Origin of the sequence: Paenibacillus forsythiae T98 (assembly GCF_000520735.1) — a bacterium.
In the GTDB taxonomy this organism is placed as follows: domain Bacteria; phylum Bacillota; class Bacilli; order Paenibacillales; family Paenibacillaceae; genus Paenibacillus_AQ; species Paenibacillus_AQ forsythiae.
Genome location: NZ_ASSC01000888.1, coordinates 1 through 730 on the forward strand (window position 1 = coordinate 1; position 730 = coordinate 730).

Here is a 730-nt window from a genome sequence, read left to right on the forward strand (position 1 = left end):
CTCGGGAGCAAAGCTGCTGCTGTTGCATGGGCATCTTCAAGATCGTATTTCGTTTACCGGCGACTTTATGATGGTGGACGACGATCAAATATACAGCGGAGATGGTTCAAACTTGAAACCGCTCGCCGGCCCTAATCATCTGGCGTACGTCATCTATACATCGGGAACAACGGGCAGGCCCAAAGGCGTCATGGTAGAGCATCATGGGTTGTGCAACTTTAAACTATTGTTTGATAATACGATTCATATACGCGAGCAAGATAAAGTAATCCAATTCGCGAGTTTATCGTTCGATGCATCGGTCTGGGAAATCTTTATGTCTTTGTTCTTTGGAGCAACTTTATATGTACCTACGGCTTCGACCATATTAGATTACCGTCTGTTGGAACGTTTTATCGCAGACAATGGAATTACCGCAGCTTTACTGCCTCCAACGTATGCGATTTACTTGGATCCTCATCAAGTGCCGAGCTTGAAGAAGCTAATCACAGGAGGATCTGCATCCTTAGTCGAGCTGATTCGGAAGTGGAAAGATCACGCAACGTATTGGAATGCTTACGGACCGACGGAAGACTCGATCTGCTCGTCCGTTTGGTCTTGTACCAGTAATACTGTGAATCCTAAGTTTGTTTCGATCGGGCGACCGATCAGTAATCATCAAATCTATATTCTCAATTCCAATGAACGTTTACTTCCGATCGGGGTGCCGGGAGAGCTGTGCATCGCGGGC

The 730-nt window shown here is 46.4% G+C and carries 1 protein-coding gene; it reads left to right on the forward strand.

What is annotated here, in order from left to right:
- Positions 1 to 730 (forward strand): AMP-binding protein (locus L692_RS30415; protein ID WP_036725921.1); only part of this gene is annotated, 730 nt, incomplete at both ends.